Source organism: Legionella bozemanae (assembly GCF_900450575.1).
Taxonomy (GTDB): Bacteria; Pseudomonadota; Gammaproteobacteria; order Legionellales; family Legionellaceae; genus Legionella; species Legionella bozemanae.
Genome location: NZ_UGGY01000001.1, coordinates 1646787 through 1668768, shown reverse-complemented (window position 1 = coordinate 1668768; position 21982 = coordinate 1646787). Strand labels below are relative to the sequence as shown.

Below are 21982 nucleotides of genomic sequence, written 5' to 3'. Positions count from 1 at the left end.
ATAGCAGCCTCTTATGTCATCGCACCAAGGTGATACAATTTTTTATACTGTATACCCTTCCTCTCGCATTTTTGCTAATTTATAGCGTAATGTTCGTTCACTTACCCCCAATAAAGCTGCGACTTTCTGTCTATTTCCTTCATTCTCTAATAAAGTTTTTTCAATTAATTCAAATTCATGAATTTGCAAATTTTTACTGTTAGCGGCCGGGGTAGTTTCAGGAACCAAGGTCGCGTTTAATGACAATTGTAAATGCTCTGCTTCTATAATGCCTTGAGTTTGTAAAACTAATGCTCTTTGAATTACATTATCTAATTCCCGCGCATTTCCCGGCCATGGGTAAGCCAACATCAGCTTCTGAGCTGCTGGACAAATCACCGGAACCACAGGTTGCTTATGCTGGCAATGTTTACGAATTAAATAGTTAGCCAAGGGAATTATGTCATTCTTTCTTTCACGTAAAGGATGCCACTGCAATGGGAATACATTCAAACGATAAAACAAGTCTTCCCTAAACCGACCAGCCTTCACTTCATCCTTAAGCTGTCGGTTGGTGGTAGCCAGAATGCGTACATCCAAACTAATTGTTTTATTAGCTCCAATTCGCTCCACTTCTTTTTCTTGTAATACTCGAAGCAATTTAGCTTGTAAACTTAAAGGCATTTCACTCACTTCATCAAGAAGCAAAGTTCCCCCTTGTGCCTGTTCAAACTTTCCAGCCGTTGATTTATAAGCTCCAGTAAATGAACCTTTTTCATAACCAAATAAAGTAGCCTCGAGCATTTGCTCCGGAATTGCAGCACAATTAATCGCAATGAAAGGTTGTTTTTTCCGGGGTGAATGATCATGAATAAAATGAGCTAAGACCTCTTTACCCGTGCCACTCTCTCCACTAATCATCACACCGACATCCGATTGGGCCACTTTTAATGCCATAGTCAGTAAGGCCTGACTTTTAGGATCCTGGGCAATGGGCTCTCCAGTATCCTCATCAAACTCCACTTTAATGTATTGATTTATTTTTTCAGTTAACACTTGGGCACTAAATGGCTTTTGGAGGTAATCTACCGCACCGTTATGAAGAGCATTCACCGCATCTTGTACTGATCCATAAGCAGTCATCAAAATTACAGGTAGCCCAAGTCTTCTTTTTTGAATCTCAGCTAATAGCTGATTTCCATCAAGTTCATCCATGCGAATATCCGTTAGTACCACTGATGGATTATGAATTTCTAGAAGCGCCAAAGCTTCCTTGCCATCTTTAGCAGTAATATATGTATGGCCAGCAATAGTCATTGTTTCAGCCAGCGCTTCCCTTAATACTGGATCATCTTCAACGATTAAAACATGACTCATAAAAAGTCCTTTTTCTAAGTGTTATAAAAAGGATATCATCCAGGGCGCGGTAAAGCATCTCCCGAATGCATTTTAAAAACTTAAGCAGGAGACACTTCAACATGCTCAGGATGACGACTTAAAATATTACGGCAAAAACAAATTAACTTGAGTTCCAACTCCTTCCGTAGATTCCAGACTCAACCGTCCGCCGTGTGCTTTTACTACAGCATAAACAACCGCCAAACCTAAACCATTTCCTTGTGCCTTTGTAGTATAAAAAGGGGAAAAGGCCTGGTTCTTTACTTCTTCAGTCATTCCTTTACCATTGTCCTCTACTGATATTTGTATACCTGAATCATCCATAGATGCAAGTGTTAAATTAATTTCTGTTGCATCAGATTGCAATGAATTGATCACCAAGTTTAAAACAGCACCAATTAATGACTCTGCATGAACTAATGACTCACTGGAAATCAGCTGATTGTTCACATTGAATGTTACATTACGAGCTAAAACATAAGGCTGCGCACGTTGTACGAGTAAGGAACACCAATAGTTCATATCCATACGTGTCGGCTCTATTGTAGTGCCTCGTGCAAACAATAATAAGTCCTGAATTTGCTGCTCAATACTGGTATGACACTCTTGCAATCGATGAATCCAATTTTGGGTACGCACATCCAAATCAGGAAGATTATTCAAATGTTCTGTATACAACATCGCTGAAGCCAAAGGAGTTCTGATTTGATGTGCGAGCTGTGCAGTCATTGTGCCAATTGAGACTAATCGTTTTTCATTTTCTTTAGCCTTCTCATAATCCCGCGTAGCAGTTATATCAGTTAAACTGACCAATATGCCCGGCAAACTGTCAAAAGTTGCAATCGCTACATGGACTCGACGACCATCTGCCAGAGATACTTCATGTCCATCATCAGCACGAGGAACAAAAGCGCGTAAAATCACATCCAACCATAATGAATCGAGTAACCCATACCCCAGCATTGCTTCAGCTGGTGGATTTAACCACACAATTCGTCCTTGAGAATTGATGATTACCAAAGCAGTTGGCAAGCTGGATAAAATATCCCACTCAGAAAGAGGTATTTGCGGTCTTACAGCACATGTTTGGTAATTAGAATAATGCATACTGGATGAAATTATTTTAATTAATTAAGATGACTGTAACAAATTTAGAGTAAAATGAAAATATATTTAAAATCATACAATTAATCCAAACTCCATTTTTTCTTTCTTGCATTTGATATTATAAATAAATTTATGCATAATGTATTTTTACTTGATATTATTACTGCCTAATATGCTACTAACATGCTTACCACAAATGATGATGCGCTACCTGGACACTGTTGTCGAGGTTGGGCGGAGTTATTTGTAAATAGCGCTAACAAACTAATCCTCTCCAATACCAGTGTTCAGGCTTCGCGATACTGGTTTTTCAACCTTCAAACCAATACAAAGCGCTCAAATTAAAATTTTGCATAAAAATTTTAGCTTTGGCTATCATATGAGTTAATTTTGATGGAAATCACGGCTCATGACTTTCATCTAAAAAGGTTTTTTGCAGAATCAAGCTATAAGTTAACTGATAATTAACAAATAATTGGTTGACATTTTGGCAGTGAATCAGGTGATTATTATGACAAAATGCAAATATGAATTTTCTAATGAACTTAAAAGGAGTAACTCAACTTTCGAACTCAATGGAGTGATATACACTCCACTTCGAGGCAATCCAGGTGGATATACTTCCATCAACAGATTTTTTGGCATAGAAAACAAACCCAGTTTCATTGTTAAAAAACCTAGATATAAGAGCAAAGATAGTGAGGAAATTATTAATTTTTATGCAACTGCCTACGAAAAAGAAAAAACAATATGGAATACAGTATATCCAGAAAAAAAAGCAGACTTATTTAGGGATAAAAATGGCCAGATTCGACTGGTTTTACCGTTTTTAAATGCTTCTCCAGTAAGTTATAGTTTAAGTGATTATCGTGCAGATCCCCTGACTTATTGCCAACAAATACTTGCTATTGTGGATGAGGTTCATAGATTTCACAGCTTGGGGTTACGTCATGGTGACTTGAAGCTGGACAATATTTTAATAGAAAAAAAGGAAGACGGTACCTTTAAAGCCTACTTGATTGACTTTGGCAACGTATACAAAATATCTAATCCCGATCATGAAGATCCGGATTGGATTCCTCGCGATTGTAATGCATTAATTCTTAATTCGTTAACAAGTTGCATCACGGGATTACGCAAACGCCATTCATTGTTTTACAGTTATACATCTCTTGGCTTGCTCAAAAAAGAATTGCTAGAAGAAATAGAAAATCTAAGTGCAGAGAATAAATTGTACTCTAGAGCATCATTGTAAAATATATAACCTGAGTGAAGTGTCACAGAACTCAGGTTAAGATTCTCGCTTTTTTTCATCCAGTGATTTTAAAAAATCTAACTTCTCGGCAATCTTTATTTCTAGACCACGACTTACTGGCTTATACCAGCCGGGTTCTTGCATCCCTTCAGGTAAGTAATGTTCTCCAGCAGCATAAGCATGGGGTTCATCATGAGCATAACGATACTCTTTTCCATATCCTAGCTTTTTCATTAAACGGGTAGGAGCATTGCGCAAATGAATAGGCACTTCTCGAGATTTATCCCGTTTTACAAAATCCATAGCCTCGTTGAACGCGACATAAGCTGCATTACTTTTTGCAGCAATTGATAAATAAATGACGGCCTCCCCCAGAGCAAGCTCTCCCTCAGGAGAACCCAATCTTTCGTAAGTAACTGCAGCATCATTTGCAATTTGAACAGCTCGTGGATCAGCTAAACCAATGTCTTCCCATGCCATTCTCACAATACGCCGTGCCAAATAACGAGGGTCTACTCCCCCATCTAACATACGGCATAACCAATAAAGTGCTGCATCAGGATGAGAGCCACGCACTGATTTATGCAGCGCAGAAATTTGATCGTAAAAATTTTCGCCGCCTTTATCAAAACGCCTGACCTGCTCTGTCAGTGAATTCATAACAAATTCTTTAGTGACATGTATATTATTCATTGTGGTGCATGCTGCAAGCAATTGTTCAAGGCTATTTAATAACCGTCGGGCATCACCATCGGCAAATCCGATAAGCATTTCTATCGCATCATCATCAAACTGGATATGAGATAAAACAGCCTTATATGCTTTTTGGAACAAACGTTTTAATTCTTCATCAGTCAAAGACTTCAAAACATAAACTTGGGCGCGTGACAGCAAAGCTGAATTTACCTCAAAAGAAGGATTTTCAGTAGTAGCCCCTATGAAAGTCACTAAACCCGATTCAGTATAAGGTAATAATGCATCTTGTTGCGCTTTGTTAAAACGATGAATTTCATCAATAAACAATAAAGTATGTTTACCATAGGTCAGATTTTCTTGGGCTTTTTCAACTGCAGCGCGGATGTCCTTAACACCGGAGAAAACTGCGGAAAGCGCTATCCATTCGCAGTCAAAAGCTTCAGCGGCAATGCGGGCAATCGTCGTTTTACCAACTCCTGGCGGCCCCCATAAAATCATTGAATGAAGCTTTTTCCCAGCAAAACTAAGCTGTAAGGATTTTCCTTCTCCCAATAAATGACTTTGCCCAATTACTTCATCCAGACTTTTGGGTCTTAAAAGTTCTGCTAATGGTGGTGTGGGCATCGTCTTAAATAAGCTCATTGCCGAACCACATCAACCCCTTTTGGCGTTTTGAATTGAAATAAACTAGCAGCCAATTTAGGGTTTAATTTGATTTGCAATAATTGGACCGTTGTTACTTGACCCAATTGATCATAAAGCTCCAGACCTGTTAAGGTATTTTGGCGAAACATCAATTTTATCCGTTGGAAATTTGCTTTAGGTGATTTTGATTTCAAATCAAAAACAAGCTCATTACCCACATTACTCTGAGCCACTTTAAAATCTCGGGTTACAGTATCGTCATAACCACTCAAGAATAAAGCAGCAGTTCCTCCTAAACCTTTTTGTTGCGTTTTAACAGTTACTTGCTCCAGATCCTTGTCATAGACCCAAATTTTCTGACCATCAGCTACCATTAACTGCTCCATAGGCTGTGTCGTCTGCCAACGAAATCGACCCGGTCTTTGTAATGCCATAGTCCCTGATGAACGAGATACTACTCGATGTTTTGCTTTTACTGTTTGCTTAAAAACAGCTGTCATTGAGCGAATACCATTTAATTTGGCCTGCAACAATGCATCAGGTGTTTCACAATATCCTGCGATAGAAACACTCAAGAGTAATGCGATTAATATTTTTTTCATTGTTAATCCTCCGTCACGGATGACACCAAGACATCACGATAACCGCCATCTAATGGGCCCACAATTCCTGTTCGCTCCATTTCCTCAACCATTCTTGCTGCACGGTTGTAACCTATTTTTAAACGTCGCTGAACTGCAGAAATACTTGCCTTGCGCGTTTGAATAACGAACTCTACTGCTTGATCATAAAGAGGATCATCATCCTCAGCCGTGGATTGGCCGTCTTCATCTGTTCCCCCTTCATTACCATCAGCAGTTAATTTTAAAATATCATCAATATAATCAGGTTCCCCTCGAGCACGCCAGTCATCAGCAATACGATGAACCTCTTTGTCATCAACAAACGCGCCATGAACACGTAAAGGTGCTCCGCTCCCTGGTGCCAAATAGAGCATATCTCCATGTCCTAATAATTGTTCAGCACCTTGTTGATCTAATATAGTACGAGAATCAATTTTTGACGAAACTTGAAACGACATCCTTGTAGGAATATTTGATTTAATCAACCCAGTCAAAACATCCACCGAGGGTCTCTGTGTCGCAAGAATCATATGAATTCCAGCAGCACGGGCTTTTTGAGCAATGCGTGCGATTAACTGTTCTACCTTCTTCCCTACAACCATCATCATGTCGGCAAGCTCATCAATCACGACGACAATATGGGGTAAAGGCTCTAACTCTGGAGCTGTTTCATCCATTGAATCAACAGGCTTCCATAAAGGATTAACTAAAGATTGGCCATCAGCAATCGCTTCGGCGATTTTACTATTGAAGCCTGCCAAGTTTCTTACGCCCAAAGCAGCCATCAGTTTATAACGACGTTCCATCTCTTCGACACACCAACGCAAAGCACTGGCAGCCTCTTTCATATCGGTAACCACAGGAGTCAACAAATGCGGAATACCATCATAAACTGATAGCTCCAACATTTTAGGATCAACCATAATAAGTCGTACCTGATCGGGGGTTGCCTTAAACAAGATACTTAGAATCATGGCATTAATACCAACTGATTTACCAGACCCTGTTGTCCCAGCAACCAATAAATGCGGCATTTTTGCCAGATCAACCACTACAGGGTGTCCTGCAATATCAACGCCTAAGGCTAAGGTTATCGGCGAATGCGCCTGTTGATATACCTCCGCTAATAAAACATCCGATAATCGAACAGTTTCTCGCGAATGATTGGGTAGCTCTAACCCAACTACAGTTTTACCTGGAATTACTTCAACAACACGAACTGAAATTACGGATAAGGACCGGGCTAAATCTTTAGCCAATGCAGTCAATTTGCTTACTTTAACCCCTGCTGCCAATTGTAATTCAAAGCGAGTGACCACAGGTCCCGGATGTACAGCTACCACTCCAGCCTGAATGCCAAAATCCAGTAAATGTTGTTCTACTTCCCGTGATAAATTCTCCAGCTCCTGATGCGTGTATCCACCCATTGGTTTTCCAGGTTGTCCTTTATCTAATAAGCTTAGAGAGGGTAATTCACCGGAAGTACTTACTTTAGGAATACGGATTTCTTTTATTTCCTTAACTGGTTTAACAATTTCAGGTTTTACTTCATTAGTAATTAAAATAGGAGGAGCTACCACCACCTCACTTTCTTTCTCTACTTTTGGTTTAAATAATTTCGGAGCAGGTTTTTCGCGAGGTGTTTTGGTTATTTCTTTTGACTTTGAACGCTCGACTTGGGCCTTAAAAAGAGCCACTACTTTTTGTATTGCCTTAGAAACATAATTTACAGCGAATAATGTATAAAAACCAATAAGTTCAATCGCCCTTATCCAGGATAAACCGGTTAACCATGTAGTCCCTACTAAAAGCATAGCCAATAGAACTAAGCTTGCTCCATATAAATTCAGCATTTGATACCAACCGCCACCAACAGCCTGTCCTATAAATCCTCCGGCACCATGAATAGAATCCAATTGATTCATCTCTGCCTCGAGGCTTAATAAACCGCAGCCTCCAGCAAACATAAGCATCAATCCAACAGAACGAAGAACTAAAACACGTTTATCAAGAGTTTTTAATGCACGAAAATCGTGCAATAAGGCCCAGGAAATATAAACAAAAGCGATAGGTACCAAATAGGCAAAATATCCAAATACAAAATACAGCGCGTCCGCAATATATGCGCCCACTTGTCCGCCTGAATTTGCAACAACTGCTCCAGCTCGTGAAGCATGGGAAAATCCAGGATCACTGATTTTATAAGTTAGTAAAGACAAGAGCACAAAAAGAGCACTTGTTAAAATTAATATAAAACTACCCTCGCTAAGTCGCTTTACAACATAGCTAGGCATGTGTTTTTTGGATGCACCAGATTTTTTTCCTGAATGTTGTTTTTCCATAGGTATTTTCATATCGTTGTTTTTGTCATAATATTCGCCATCTTAACACAAAATATCAAAATATTAAGGAAGGCAGAGATAATGAGCTCAAGCAATCATCACCGCTTAATCATATTAGGTTCAGGACCAGCAGGTTACACCGCTGCAGTCTATGCTGCAAGAGCCAATCTTCATCCAGTTTTAATCACTGGAATGCAACCAGGAGGTCAATTAACGACGACGACGGATGTTGATAACTGGCCTGGTGACATCGAGGGATTACAAGGCCCTGCCCTGATGGAGCGTATGCAAAAACATGCAGAACGCTTTGATACTCAAATTATTTTTGATCATATTGTTAAAGCTAATTTAGCACAAGCACCTTTTACACTGCATGGTGACAGTGATATTTATACCTGTGATGCGTTGATCATCGCTACTGGAGCTTCTGCACGATATCTGGGGTTAGAGTCAGAATCAGCTTATCAAGGCCGAGGGGTTTCTGCCTGCGCCACATGTGATGGCTTTTTTTACCGCAATAAAGCAGTCTGTGTTATTGGCGGAGGAAATACTGCAGTTGAAGAAGCGCTTTATTTGTCTAACCTCGCTTCTTCCGTAACCTTAGTACATCGACGCGACAGCCTGCGTGCTGAGAAAATCCTTCAGGATAAACTCTTTGAAAAAACACATAACGGCAATATTAAAATAATTTGGAACTCCACTCTTGATGAAGTCATTGGCGATGATAAGAAAGTAACTGGAGCTTTAATTCGTAATGTGCAAAATGATACAAAGGAATTGTTAAATGTCGATGGTGTATTCATTGCTATAGGACACACACCTAATACTGATTTATTTAAAGATCAATTGATCATGAATAATGGTTATATCGTTATCAAATCAGGACTGGAAGGTATGGCAACCAGCACTTCTATTCCCGGCGTATTTGCTTGTGGTGATGTTGCTGATCATGTGTACCGACAAGCCATTACCTCTGCTGGTTTTGGTTGTATGGCGGCTCTTGATGCAGAGCAATACTTGGATTTGAATTTAGGAAAATAGCGTTTAATTGAAATCTGGTGTGCGGTGAAGCTGATTTATAATAAAACAACTCTGCTTTGCTGCCCCAAATAGATCCGCCACTTATGCTGACTCTGGTGTTTTATTTTGATGAAGCATTTTCAACATAATATCTTTACCCATAGCTTCAATCATTTTCATAAATAAGGGAGGGTTTTTTTCTTGTAAGCGGCGTAAATCGGAATAACGCCAATATAAAAAATCTACGGGTTCTCGTGAATATATGGTAGTGCTGGCTTTACCGTCTCTAAAATAACTCATCTCACCAATAAAGTGATAAGGACCTACTTTTATAATAGCTCCATCTACTTCAATATAAACCAAACCTTCAGTGATCAACATTAAATTTTCTACAGGTTCCCCTTTAGTCAGCATTTTTTTATTGCTGGAAGTACCTCGGTAACTTAATTTAATCAGGCGAATAAAATCACTCGTTTGCATACTTGAAAAGAATAAATCTTTTATTTGTTGCAAATCATAAGGCAAGTCTCTAGGCATCATATCTCTTAACAAAATACCAATCTGTACAAAATTAATCATTAATGATGCGATAGCCCAATATGCAACTGGAGGTACATCAGCCAATGCACCATAGAGCAAAAACGATAAATCAGATAGTATAAATATTGTACGAAGAAAGAGTACTTTTCTAAAACAAAGACTCAAAAGCATTAAAATATTTCCCAGGCTATACAAATAATCCAATTGGTTCCTCCAGTTCTTGTTTCATCTAGAAAAAAGTAGTTGCAGCAAGTTCAACTGCTTTTTCTAGGTTTATAATAATTGTAGAATAAAAAAGATTTGTAAGAGAAAAATTCTTGATAAATCTAGGAGATTGTATTGAGCCATGAAACGCACTTCTTTCCAAATCCAGAAACAAGCGATGACCAAGGTCTATTATTCATTGGTGGTGATTTAGAACCCCAGCGTATACTTCAAGCTTATAGACAGGGAATTTTTCCTTGGTATGAGCCAGGGACGCCTATTCTCTGGTGGTCTCCAAACCCAAGGCTCATATTGATTCCCAATGAGTTTAAAGTGTCTCGCAGTTTACAAAAATCATTAAAAAAATCCTTCAGATTTACAATAGATACAGCATTTAAACAAGTAATTACTGCGTGTGCTACGTGTACTGAACGAATAAATAATACCTGGATTACGAAAGAAATGATTGAAGCATACACTCGCTTACATACTATGGGCTATGCTCATTCCTTTGAAATATGGTATGAAAATGAACTTGTAGGAGGCTTATATGGACTCAGTTTAGGCCATGCTTTTTTTGGTGAATCGATGTTCCACAGGATAACAGATGCCTCAAAAATTGCTTTTTATTATTTATGCAAAACAATGGCAGACTGGAGTTTTGATTTTATTGACTGCCAAATTCCAACCACCCATTTACAAAGTCTAGGCGCCAAAGTTATCGGACGAAAAGAATTTCTTCACATGCTATCCCAGTCATTAAAACATCCTACAAAACAAGGTCCTTGGAATATCATTTTGCCTTAACATTTCAAATAGCAACAACAGTGTACTATTATTATACGATATAGACATACCATTACCATTTCATCCTGTTATGGCTTCAATGATTGACAATGTGGTCACTAAATAACCCGGAGTATTCGTCTATGGATTCGAAACAAAATAATGAATCAGAGTCTAAAGTTCCTATTATTTTCGGAAAACTTAGCAGTAACCAATTACATGATATTTTGGAAAACCACGGTGCCACAAAAAAAGAAACTAAGGCTGTATTCTTAATACGAGATAATTCAGCAGGAATAATGACTGTTTCATATTACTCTCAAGAACATGAAATGGTAAAACATCTCCGATTTGGATTAACCCATGACGGTTGGAAAATAGTTCCTAAGCCTCCTAAAGAACCTGCATTTACAGATACACTTGAAGTAAAAGCAAAATATATGCAAGATAAAGTAACATTTGATGATGAAATGCAACGCTTTCTCAATACTGCAAAAATGCTATTTGAACAAAGTGTTACTCCAGAACAGATTAAAACACTGTGTATTGAATTACAAAAAAATGAATTTAATTTGCATGGACTGATTAGACCCACTCGAACACAAGTTAGTCTAGAGAAACACTATGTTGACTATGTTGGCAATGTATTTATAGCTGAGGATATTCCTGGATTAGTTAATACCAATAAAGCAAGATAAGAGAAATTATATTAATACCTGAGTCTATAATGTCTGTAGTAAACGAATCATGAAATAATGCCAAATAATTAAATTTTAATGGGCCTAGATTGCCATTTTCTTCATTTTAGTGCAGTATACACGCAGTAAGTATATAATAATAAACCTTATAAATTTGGTACATCACTGAGAGACCTATGGCAAAAGAAGATCATATAGAAATGGCTGGAACGGTTATAGATACCTTACCCAACACCATGTTTCGTGTTGAATTAGAAAATGGACATGTTATCACTGCCCACATTTCTGGTCGTATGCGTAAAAACTACATTAGAATTTTGACTGGTGATAAAGTCAAAGTCGAGTTAACTCCCTATGACTTGTCCAAAGGTCGCATTATATTCCGCGATAAAAACTAAGTAGTATCTTATAAAAAATTTTCTTTAAAAACATGAAGCTCGAGAGCGGCAAAACAAACTCGAGCTTCGTTTTGCCGCTCCTTATCTATAAACTATAAAGCTTCAAATATTGCAGCAGCTCCCATGCCAGTGCCAATACACATGGTGACCATGCCATATCGTCCTTTAGTTCTTTTTAATCCATGCAATAAAGTAGCTGTTCTTATTGCACCTGTTGCGCCTAAAGGATGTCCTAAGGCAATAGCTCCACCTAAAGGGTTCACTTTGGTTCGTGGAAGATCAAGCTCTTTAATCACTGCTAAAGCTTGCGCTGCAAAAGCCTCATTGAGCTCTATCCAATCCAACTGATCTAAAGTGATACCAGCTCGTTTTAAAGCAACTGGAATTGCTTTGATAGGACCAATCCCCATAATTTCAGGAGGAACCCCAGCGACAGCATAACTTAATAATCGTCCCATTGGTTTTAAATTATATTGGTGTAAAGCCTCTTCGCTAGCCAATAAAGCAATACCTGCACCATCACTGGTCTGTGAGCTGTTTCCTGCGGTAACCGTTCCCTTTGCAGCAAAGACTGGTTTTAATTTAGAAATAACCTCATAAGAAGTATCGGCTCGTGGTCCTTCATCATCATGAACCCATTTTTTCTTCATTATTACTGCGGCATTTTCTAAATCTGCCTGTCTTATGGTAATTTCTACGGGACTGATCTCTGCTTTAAAGTCCCCACGTTGCTGTGCTGCTACCGCTTTTTTATGACTTTCAGCAGCAAACTCATCTTGTTGCTCTCGAGTAATCTCCCAGCGTTTTGCAACATTTTCAGCGGTAATACCCATCCCGTATGCAATTGCGATATCGTCATTATTGAATATCACAGGATTCGCCGTGTATTTATTTCCACCTAAAGGAACCATAGACATGCTTTCAACACCACCAGCAAGAGCTAAATGCATATCACCACTACGTATAGACTCTGCAACAGTAGCAATACTTTGCACCCCAGAAGAACAAAAACGATTAATTGTCATTGCGGGAACAGATTGAGGTAAGTCAGCAAGTAACGATGCAATACGTGCTACATTCATGCCTTGCTCTGCCTCAGGCATAGCACAACCTATTACAACGTCTCCGATCTCCTGATGATCTACTGACGGATTCCGTTTCATTAAATTTCTGATCACATGGGCCAATAAATCGTCGGGTAAAGTATTCTTAAATACACCGCGTGGTGCTTTACCTACTGGGGTACGTAATGCGTCAACTATATATACATTAGTCATTTTCAAATCTCCCTTAGTTGCGTAACGGCTTGCCAGTTTCTAGTAAATGACTAATCCGTGCTTGAGTTAATTGCGTTCCAGCAAGAGTTATAAAAGCTTCCCGCTCTAACTTAAGCATCCAGTTCTCATCAACAAATGTGTTTTGATTGAGATTGCCACCACAAAGCACTGTTGCCAGCTCCATAGCAATAAAATAATCATGCTGAGAAATAAATCCACCCTCTAACCAGTTAACCAAACCCGCCTGTAATCGTGCTTTACCTTCAATTCCAGCAATTTGGAACTGTTTCTTTAAAGGAGGGAGATAATTTTCCGTATGCATGAAATTTATCTTAGCCAATGCAACATAGAGCACTTCATCAGCATTCATGACATAGCTGTCCGTACTTCGTAAATAGCCCATTTGCATTGCCTCAGCAGCTGAACCTGCAACTTGCGCAGTGGCGATCTGTTGATAGTAACCCTGAAGAACTGCCATCAACTCTCCTTTAGGAGCCAGATGCGCAGCACGCATGGCCATTTCTTTGCATCCACCCCCTGCAGGTATAACTCCAACACCAAACTCAACCAGACCAGGATAAGCTTCAAAGGCAGCAACCACTGCATCACAATGCATCATTAGTTCACAGCCACCACCAAGAGCACGCCCCCTCAATGCTGCAACTGTTGGAACAGAACTGTATTTCAAACGTAATGCGATACGTTGAAATTGTGCAATCATAGTGTCCAAAGCCTGCATTTTGTTGTCTTTAATTAAATTAAGAACCCCGCGTAAGTCAGCCCCCGAACAAAAATTAGTCGCATCGTATTGATAAATAATTAATCCACGGCATTGTTTTTCTGCGGTTTCCACTGCAGCTTCCAATCCATCAAGAACTGCTTGCCCCACAGTATTTGCTTTACTTTTGAAATTCACTACAGCAACATCATCTTGTAAATGCCATAAACACACGCCTTCATTTTCATAAATCACAGATGTAGGGCGTACTGCTTCTTTAATAACCCGGTCAGTAAAGAATTGACGTTTGTACACAGGTAATTGGCTTCGCGATTGATAATCATTCCTCTGTGGAGAGTATGCGCCCTTTTCAGTATAAAAAGCATCGATTTCAAAAAGCCATCCGGGCAATTGCGCGGTACTAAGCGATGATTTTTCCTTTATTGCTTGATTTATATACTGGGTCATTTTTGCCAAGTCTGCTAATTGCCATGTTTCAAAAGGTCCTTGCATCCATCCAAAGCCCCAGCGAATCGCCAAATCAACATTTCGAACATTATCTGCAATTGACTCAAGATGATACGCACAATAATGGAATAAATCTCTGAAACATGCAGCCAAGAATTGCGCTTGCTTGTTATTGGAAATCATAAGGTTTTGCATGCGTGCTGCCGGATCAGGACTACCCATAATCGCTTTTAACTCATCACTTACAACAGGTTGCGCCGAGCGATAAGTTGCTGTTCCAACATCATAAACCTCAATGACTTTACCATTTTTCCTATAAATACCCTGACCTGTTTTTTGCCCTAAATGTCCCTCTTTAATGAGATTAAGAAGCCATTCGGGCAGTTTAAAAGTATGATGCCATGGATCATCTTGTAACTGTTGTTGCATTGTGTGGATTACATGTTGCATGGTATCCAGACCGACAACATCCATAGTGCGAAACGTAGCGGATTTTGGTCTTCCCAACAAAGGGCCTGTCAATGCATCAACTTCATCCAATCCCATGTCCATAGCAAAAGCATGATGCAAGGTCGTTAAGAGAGAAAATACGCCTATGCGATTGCCAATAAAATTAGGTGTATCCTTGGCACGTACCACCCCTTTTCCTAGGTAACGAGTTAACCATGTCTCCAGGTCATCCACTAATTCCTTATCCGTAGTTTCAGCAGGAATAAGTTCTGCAAGATGCATATAACGCGGAGGATTAAAAAAGTGAACGCCACAAAAATTCTTTCTATGTGCTTCGGGTAAAACAGAACATAAAGAATTAATACTTAAACCTGAAGTATTACTCACTAAAATAGAGTGTTCTGCTAAAAATGGGGAAATCCGCTTGTATAAATCTTCTTTCCAATCCAAGCGCTCAGCGATTGCCTCAATAATTAAATCACATGAAGACAAATCAGCAAGATCCTGATCATAATTTCGCGCTTGCAGCAATGCCGCAGTTTGTGCAGTAGCAAGAGGAGCAGGTTTTAGCTTCCCTAAATTAGCTATTGACTTATCAATCAGTGCATTCGTATTCCCTTCTTTAGATGCCAAATCATAGAGTAACGTTTCTATACCTGCGTTAACACAGTGCGCTGCAATCTGCGCCCCCATAACACCAGCCCCCAGAACTGCGACTTTTTTTATAAAAAAAGGTCCCTGCATTCTTTTTTCCTCATTAATTACAATGTAGCCTGGGTGAAGCGAAGCGTAACCCGGGTAATTTATGTTCTATGAACCTAGGTTACGCTTCGCTTCACCCAGGCTACAACAATTGACTTAAATCAAGACAAGTCAAAGCGAATCCCTTGAGCCAAAGGTAACTCATTTCCCCAATTTATTGTATTGGTTTGTCGACGCATGTATGCTTTCCAAGAATCAGAACCGGATTCACGGCCACCACCAGTTTCTTTTTCTCCACCAAATGCACCGCCAATTTCTGCACCTGAAGTGCCTATATTAATATTGGCTATTCCACAATCGCTACCCCAGGCACTTAAAAAATGTTCTGCATTTTTCAGGTTTTGAGTGAACATGGCAGAAGACAATCCCTGGGGTACATGATTTTGTAAAGCAATCGCCTCATCGATTGTCTTAAAAGACATAACGTACAAAATTGGTGCAAATGTTTCTTCTTGCACAATTTCCCAATGATTTTTTACATTGCATACCAATGTAGGCTGAACAAAAAAGCCAGGACGTTGTACTGATTCGCCGCCAAAGATAATCCGGCCGCCTGCTTCCTTGATTCGAGTTATTGCCTGATTAAATTGATAAACAGCTTGTTTATCAATAAGCGGTCCCATTAAATTTTTCTTATCTAAAGGATCACCAATCGTTATTTGCTCATAGGCAAAACGTAAACGCTCTACAACGTAATCATATTTAGAATGATGCACAAATAAACGTCGTGTAGAAGTACATCGTTGACCTGCAGTACCTACTGCTCCAAAAACAATGGCTGGGATTGCTAAATGAAGATCAGCTGATTCATCGAGGATAATTGCGTTATTACCACCTAACTCTAAAATAGTTTTACCTAATCGAGCTGCAACTTTCTCGGCAACCTGTTTACCTACAGCTGTTGAGCCAGTAAAGGAAATAAGAGGTATACGTTTATCATTAACCATTTCCTCAACTACATCGTGGTTTTCAGGAATAATTAAACTGAATATTTCCGGACAACCATTTGCCCTTAACACATCATTGCAAATATGCTGAACCGCAACAGCACACAAAGGAGTCTTTGCTGAAGGTTTCCACAGAGTCACATTACCGCAGATAGCAGCCAAAAAAGCATTCCAAGACCAAACCGCTACAGGAAAGTTAAAAGCCGAAATAACACCAACAATACCATATGGGTGCCACTGCTCATACATTCTATGCTGAGGGCGTTCCGAGTGCATGGAATTACCATATAACATTCGTGATTGACCTACCGCAAAATCGGCTATATCAATCATTTCCTGAACTTCTCCATCCCCTTCCTGCTTGGATTTACCCATTTCAAGGGAAACCAAACTTCCTAAAGCATCTTTATGTTCCCGCAATGCTTGACCAATTTGCCTGATGATTTCTCCCCTTTTAGGAGCAGGAACTTTTTTCCATTCATGCGCAGCGTGTTGAGCACGAATCATTACCTCTTCATAATCGCGCATAGTGCATGTTGCTATTTCTGCAAGCTTTTCACCGTTTGCAGGGTTATAAGAAATTAATTGATGCTCATGAACCCCACTTTGCCAACCTTGACCACTAAAGGCACCCGGATTAACTGCGTGAATTTTCAAGCGTTTTAATATGTCCATTAAATACCTCCATAGGAACCCTGATTAACAAAACATAATCCGGGAACAGTAACCATGATATTTCCAGTTAAGCGTAATAACGACCAAAGCGATTTTCCAGCACTGCAGATAAGTGGAATTTTTCTTGTAATATCAATCCCTTATATTCATTTTCTTGCCCAAGTACTAAATCGACTACTGCACAAACACCAGAAGCAGTACTAATTTGAATTGCTGACCACTCCAAACCACAAATTTCCGCAGGGTAAATCTTTTTCACATAATTTTTTTCGGTCAACTCGCCTCGTTTTATTCCTTCAACAGAAACATAAACAATCACAAGATCTTGATAAGTTTTAGGAATAGCATTTTCTAAAATCCGTTTTAACGTAGGCCTATCTTGATTTAATCGCAAGTCGTTCATTAATAAACGCATCTTTGAACAATGGCCAGGATAACGCATGGTCTTATAATTCATGGTTTGTACTTTACCCGCATGCAATTCTGCCAAACTTCCCAATCCACCTGAGGTGTTAAATGCCTCATATTCACAACCATCGATTTGAATGGTTTCCAACCCTTCTAAAGGTGCCAAAGTTACTGCTTTTCCATATTTAATTGCATAACAGGGGTTGCCATATTCATTAATAACTCCATCAGTTGACCAAGTTAATGAATACTGCAGTGCATTATTTGCATTTTGAGGAAGCGCTCCGACACGTAATTTAACATGATGACACTCTTCAAATTCATGCATTAAACTATTTGCAGCGATGCTGATAAATCCAGGAGCTAACCCGCATTGAGGAACAAATGCAGTTTCTGCATCAAGAGCAATTGCTTTCACTGCTTCAGTCACCGCGGTATCTTCGGTGAGATCAAAATAATGTGCTTTTGCAGCTTTTGCAGCTTCAGCAACATAAGTATTTAGGAAATATGGAAGGCTTGAAATAACAGCCACAATACCATTTTTTTCCATATAAGCTTGGGTTGACTGCTGATCTCGAACATCCAAGGCTACTGTTTTAATTTTGGGTACTGCGTCCAACAGCCTTTTTACATCTGATCCATTAAAATCAATATCAACCAGATGAACCTGGTAAGAACCGCTTTCTGATAATAAACAAGCGATTAAGCTACCAATTTTCCCTGCACCAGTAATCATTACATTATACATTTATCCCTCTCCCATTATAAAACGCAATCATCCTACACAAAATATTAAGAATTGGATAGTATTCTCTAAACTATGTGCAGAACAAAATAACAATTTTTAAAATCGAGTTATTTAATACATAATATTCAAAAAGGACTATATTTTATAAAATTCTTGAATTCATAAAGGGAATTGATCATGAATCAATCTAAAAAGAAGCCCCCAAAATCTACTGAGAATGCCCAGCCCCCCTTATTAACTGAATCAGAAAAATCTGACTATGAAGGGCTAAGTTTTGATAGATTATTCCACGCTATAATCAGTCAATTGTGTAACTGGCTATCCCCAGGGACACTCATGATGTCTTTTACAGATTGGCTCGTCTATTTAATTTTTTCGCCGGCAAAGCGGATTGACTTAAATAAAAATGCCCTCAAAAAGTTTGGGCATTTATTGTTATTCATACAACAACAAAGCCAAGATAAATGTGAACCTTGTATTGAAGTTCGTCAAACCGATCACCGCTTTCAAAATGAATTATGGTCTCAGTTTCCATTTAATGTGTACTCACAATCCTTTTTATTAACAGAGGAATGGTGGGAACAGGCTACAACCCATCTTCGTGGCGTTTCCAAGCATCATGAAAACATAGTTAATTTTGTAACACGCCAAATTCTGGACGTTTTTGCTCCATCCAATTTTCCTGGAATAAATCCTGAAGTGATTACTACCACAATGAATGAAGGTGGCATGAATTTTATCAAAGGATGGAATAATTTTGTTGATGACATCACCCGAAAATTGAACGATAAACCACCAGCGGGAAGTGAACAATATAAAGTAGGAAAGAATGTAGCAGTAACATCTGGGAAAGTTATTTATAGAAATCATTTAATTGAGCTTATCCAATATGAGCCAACAACATCAACAGTACACCCAGAACCAGTCTTAATCATTCCTGCTTGGATTATGAAATATTATATTCTTGATCTCTCGCCTAACAATTCAATGGTTAAATTCTTAGTGGATAAAGGACACACTGTTTTTATGATTTCCTGGAAAAATCCAACCTCTGAAGATAGAGACTTAGACTTTTCTGATTACGCAATACGTGGTGTGATGGATGCATTAAAAACAATAAACCAAATTATTCCGAAAGAAAAAATCCATGCAGTAGGCTATTGTATTGGTGGAACCTTATTAACCATGGTTGCTGCAAAAATGGCCGCTGATAATGATGATCGATTAAAAACGATTACGTTGTTTGCAGCGCAAACTGATTTTCAGGATGCAGGTGAGCTGCAGTTATTTATTGACGAAAACCAACTTACCTATATTGAAGATATCATGTGGGAGAAGGGCTATTTAGAAGGTTCGCAAATGGCTGGTGCGTTTAATATGTTACGTTCCATTGATCTCATTTGGTCCCGGGTAGTTTATGATTATTTATTAGGCAAAAGACAGGAAGTTAGTGACTTAATGGCATGGAATTATGATACTACACGCATGCCCTACAAAATGCATAGTAAGTATTTACGTAGTTTGTTTTTAAATAATGATTTAGTTGAAGGACGATTTAAAATTGATGATGAAAGCATTAATCTTGCCGATATTAAAGTACCTACTTTTGCAGTAAGTACTATAAAAGATCACATAGCTCCTTGGAAATCAGTGTATAAAATTCATTACTTTACTGATAGCGATATTACCTTTGTATTGACCAATGCCGGACACAACACGGGGATTGTTAATGAGCCAGGTGAATCCGGACGAAGTTATCAAATGCTAACTCATAAAGAAAATGATAAACATTTAGCTCCTGATATTTGGTTGGAAAGAGCCCCTCATTTTAAAGATTCCTGGTGGCCAGCCTGGGAAAAATGGCTTACAGATTATTCGGGTACAAAAAAGAAACCACCTGAACTAGGCAACCCTGAGAAAGAAATAAGACCGATTTGTGATGCGCCAGGAACTTATGTTCTGAAAAAATAATATCTGTCCCGGCCTGAACTGGATCTCGCGGACAAGCCGAGGGACATAGGCAGAAGTAACCTATTACAATCACATCTAGCATGATATAAAAATCAAAATTCTACATTCCGCGCTTATGTGCGGAATCCAGCTCCAAGCTATATTCAAGATCTACTGATATTTTGCATCTGCATTTCACCTGGATTAGGGGACAGATCCTCTATAAAAAGTTTCACTAATTCTTGACCTGGATAAAGGACTCAATTATCTTATCGTTTTATAATTTTTTAACAACTCATGAAGCAAACCGCTTTAGCCAATTCTATCCCTTTGAATTCATCAATTCGTCTTGGCTATGTTAAATACTTTTTCGTATTTATAGCAGGCCTTCTGGCGCCTTTTGGTTTTGCCCCTTTCCATATACCAGGATTAGCGCTATTAAGTTTGGCCTTTCTCTATTCGAGTCTACAAAATTGCTCTGCAAAACAAGGTTTTTCACTTGGTTTTTTGTATGGAATAGGTTATTTCGGTTTTGGAGTTTCCTGGGTTATAGTCAGTATTCATGACTATGGTCAACTCAATTATTTCCTTGCAGGATTAGTTACATTAATTTTCATTATGTATCTCGCGCTCTTCCCTGCCCTTGTTGCATATCTGTATAAATTGCTTGAGTTCAAAAATCGAAAATTGGTGTCATTAACTCTATTTTGTGTCTTATGGTGCTTGAGTGAATACTGTCGTTCTAATTTATTTAGCGGTTTTCCTTGGTTATTAATAGGCACCGTCCTCATTGATACCCCGATTAAATACATCGCCCCCATTTTAGGAATTTACGGACTCAGTTTCGTATGTGTTTTAATTTCTGCATTACTGACTTTAGCTGTGTCACAAAACTCCAAAAAACGCTACCACTATTTGATTATAATTGTGCTCATTATTATTAGCCCCACACTTTGCAAAAATATTTCATGGTCACAAATCAAACAAGAACCTATTAGTGTAGGTGCTATTCAGGCTAATTTATCCATGCGCGATAAATGGGATGAAACCTTATTTTGGAATTTATTAAAATACTATGAAAATGCAATCAATAAACTCTTAGGTAAGCAATTAATTATTTTACCAGAATCAGCCATACCGCTGCCTGCAAGTTATTTGGATAAATACTTATTAAAACTGAACAAAAAAGCTCTGAAAGCGAATAGCGCGCTTATGTTAGGCATTTTACAACCTACAGATGATAGTGAAACCAATTATTACAACTCGGTAATTACGCTTGGGCAGGCAAAAGGGAAAAAGCTCAAACGCCATCTGGTTCCTTTTGGTGAGTATATTCCCAAGCCTCTGGTCGCTATAAATCGTTGGTTGAATTTACCTGAACCCAATCTATTACCAGGAAAAAGAAAGCAACCTTTAATTCGAATCGAAAACCATCCTATAGCAAGTCTCATTTGTTATGAGATTGCTTACCCCAATATTTTACGTGATCAAATGCCCAAAGCTCAATGGATCGTTTCAATTAGTGATAATGGCTGGTTTGGACACTCATTAGCAAGCTACCAACAATTACAGATGGCTCAAATCCTTTCCCTTCTTACAGGACGATATCAAGTAGTAGTCAATAACGACGGCTTATCGTCAGTAATTGATGCACGTGGAGATATAGTAGAAAGTCTTCCTCCATTCAGTTCCGGCCTCTTGCAAAGTAGCATATTTCCTGCCGAAGGCCTTACTCCATGGATTATTTGGAATGAGTATCCATCGCTTATATTTTGTTCTATTTTTCTTATTTTTATACTTTTTATTCAACTTCGTCGCTTATTCCAGCAATAATCTATTGCTGGCAGACACAAGAGGAGTTATCCTTAGCGATTTAGAGTCACTTAAA

General features: G+C 38.7%; 17 protein-coding genes. 7 read left to right on the top strand and 10 right to left on the bottom strand.

Annotation, left to right across the window (positions count from 1 at the left end; all coding sequences use genetic code 11):
- Positions 1-42: 42 nt before the first annotated feature.
- Positions 43-1356 (bottom strand): sigma-54-dependent transcriptional regulator, encoded by a 1314-nt coding sequence (locus DY223_RS07155; RefSeq protein WP_058459282.1) that lies wholly within the window; start codon positions 1354-1356, stop codon positions 43-45.
- Between the two features lie 126 nt (positions 1357-1482).
- On the bottom strand, positions 1483-2484 hold the full coding sequence (locus DY223_RS07150; RefSeq protein WP_058459281.1) for a sensor histidine kinase: 1002 nt from the start codon (positions 2482-2484) through the stop codon (positions 1483-1485).
- 511 nt (positions 2485-2995) lie between these two features.
- Between DY223_RS07150 and DY223_RS07145 the strand changes: the two genes are divergently transcribed.
- Positions 2996-3739, top strand: a complete 744-nt coding sequence (locus tag DY223_RS07145) for a lipopolysaccharide kinase InaA family protein (protein ID WP_058459280.1) — start codon at positions 2996-2998, stop codon at positions 3737-3739.
- Positions 3740-3775: 36 nt separating this feature from the next.
- Here the strand turns inward: DY223_RS07145 and DY223_RS07140 are convergent, their stop codons facing one another.
- Genes DY223_RS07140 through DY223_RS07130 form a run of 3 tightly spaced genes read right to left on the bottom strand, consistent with a single transcriptional unit; the run spans position 3776 to position 8045 of the window.
- Positions 3776-5077, bottom strand: coding sequence for a replication-associated recombination protein A (locus DY223_RS07140; RefSeq protein WP_058459279.1), 1302 nt, complete (start codon positions 5075-5077; stop codon positions 3776-3778).
- Positions 5074-5682, bottom strand: coding sequence for an outer membrane lipoprotein periplasmic chaperone LolA (gene lolA / locus DY223_RS07135; protein WP_058459278.1), 609 nt, complete (start codon positions 5680-5682; stop codon positions 5074-5076). The genes DY223_RS07140 and lolA overlap by 4 nt, the downstream gene beginning before the upstream one ends.
- A 2-nt stretch (positions 5683-5684) precedes the next feature.
- Positions 5685-8045 carry a DNA translocase FtsK gene (locus tag DY223_RS07130; RefSeq protein ID WP_058459277.1) on the bottom strand — a complete coding sequence of 787 codons (2361 nt, stop codon included), beginning with the start codon at positions 8043-8045 and terminating at the stop codon, positions 5685-5687.
- A gap of 81 nt (positions 8046-8126) precedes the next feature.
- Here DY223_RS07130 and trxB point away from each other — a divergent pair, with 81 nt between their 5' ends.
- On the top strand, positions 8127-9086 hold the full coding sequence (trxB, locus tag DY223_RS07125; RefSeq protein WP_058459276.1) for a thioredoxin-disulfide reductase: 960 nt from the start codon (positions 8127-8129) through the stop codon (positions 9084-9086).
- 81 nt (positions 9087-9167) lie between these two features.
- Here trxB and DY223_RS07120 read toward each other — a convergent pair whose 3' ends face one another.
- A complete protein-coding gene (locus DY223_RS07120; RefSeq protein ID WP_235810504.1) occupies positions 9168-9776 on the bottom strand; it encodes a cyclic nucleotide-binding domain-containing protein in 609 nt (202 codons plus the stop codon).
- A 168-nt stretch (positions 9777-9944) separates the two neighbouring features.
- On the opposite strand from DY223_RS07120, the gene aat reads away from it, so the two are divergent.
- The 3 genes from aat to infA all read left to right on the top strand — a co-directional run bounded on the left by aat (position 9945) and on the right by infA (position 11691).
- Positions 9945-10616, top strand: a complete 672-nt coding sequence (gene aat, locus DY223_RS07115; protein ID WP_058459274.1) for a leucyl/phenylalanyl-tRNA--protein transferase — start codon at positions 9945-9947, stop codon at positions 10614-10616.
- An 89-nt stretch (positions 10617-10705) separates the two neighbouring features.
- Positions 10706-11293 (top strand): hypothetical protein, encoded by a 588-nt coding sequence (locus DY223_RS07110; protein ID WP_235810503.1) that lies wholly within the window; start codon positions 10706-10708, stop codon positions 11291-11293.
- A gap of 176 nt (positions 11294-11469) precedes the next feature.
- The gene (infA, locus tag DY223_RS07105; protein WP_058459272.1) at positions 11470-11691 is read left to right on the top strand and encodes a translation initiation factor IF-1; all 222 of its coding nucleotides are present in this window, start codon (positions 11470-11472) and stop codon (positions 11689-11691) included.
- A gap of 92 nt (positions 11692-11783) precedes the next feature.
- On the opposite strand, the gene DY223_RS07100 is transcribed toward infA, so the two are convergent.
- From DY223_RS07100 to DY223_RS07085, 4 genes are all read right to left on the bottom strand, one after another.
- A complete protein-coding gene (locus DY223_RS07100) occupies positions 11784-12968 on the bottom strand; it encodes an acetyl-CoA C-acyltransferase (protein WP_058459271.1) in 1185 nt (394 codons plus the stop codon).
- Between the two features lie 13 nt (positions 12969-12981).
- Positions 12982-15348: a 3-hydroxyacyl-CoA dehydrogenase/enoyl-CoA hydratase family protein gene (locus DY223_RS07095; RefSeq protein WP_058459270.1), complete on the bottom strand. Its 2367-nt coding sequence runs from the start codon at positions 15346-15348 to the stop codon at positions 12982-12984.
- A 119-nt stretch (positions 15349-15467) separates the two neighbouring features.
- On the bottom strand, positions 15468-16988 hold the full coding sequence (gene amaB, locus DY223_RS07090; RefSeq protein ID WP_058459269.1) for an L-piperidine-6-carboxylate dehydrogenase: 1521 nt from the start codon (positions 16986-16988) through the stop codon (positions 15468-15470).
- A 67-nt stretch (positions 16989-17055) separates the two neighbouring features.
- Positions 17056-18144: a saccharopine dehydrogenase family protein gene (locus DY223_RS07085; protein ID WP_058459268.1), complete on the bottom strand. Its 1089-nt coding sequence runs from the start codon at positions 18142-18144 to the stop codon at positions 17056-17058.
- A gap of 177 nt (positions 18145-18321) precedes the next feature.
- On the opposite strand from DY223_RS07085, the gene DY223_RS07080 reads away from it, so the two are divergent.
- Positions 18322-20115, top strand: a complete 1794-nt coding sequence (locus DY223_RS07080; RefSeq protein ID WP_058459267.1) for a PHA/PHB synthase family protein — start codon at positions 18322-18324, stop codon at positions 20113-20115.
- Positions 20116-20391: 276 nt separating this feature from the next.
- Positions 20392-21927, top strand: a complete 1536-nt coding sequence (lnt, locus tag DY223_RS07075; protein WP_058459266.1) for an apolipoprotein N-acyltransferase — start codon at positions 20392-20394, stop codon at positions 21925-21927.
- The last annotated feature ends 55 nt before the right edge of the window (positions 21928-21982 follow it).